At 62.1% G+C, this 261-nt stretch carries 1 protein-coding gene; it reads right to left on the bottom strand.

Annotated features, from left to right (window positions below):
• The coding region (locus tag FAZ69_RS33640; protein ID WP_206171261.1) for a hypothetical protein at positions 1-261 on the bottom strand (261 nt) is incomplete at both ends.

Here is a 261-nt window from a genome sequence, read left to right as displayed (position 1 = left end):
TCGTCCTGCGAAACCCTCTCGCCTTCACCGGCTTTCGCATGCGAAACTTCGTCAGGCTGGACAGCACGCCGGACCTCCGTCAGCACGTTCTCCAGCGTCAGCGGGACCTCACGCACGCCCATCGCGAACACAGGGATGGTCCAATCCTCTAAAGACACCGCAGCTTGCAACCGTGACAGCCGCAGAAGCACCTCGCCAAGCTCACATTCAGAGCACTCCGCTCCGCGCGTGTAGTCCGTTCGGCACACGTCCAGCATCAGC

This window comes from Trinickia terrae (genome assembly GCF_005144415.1).
GTDB lineage: Bacteria > Pseudomonadota > Gammaproteobacteria > Burkholderiales > Burkholderiaceae > Trinickia_A > Trinickia_A terrae.
This window is presented reverse-complemented; position numbering and strand designations above follow the sequence as displayed.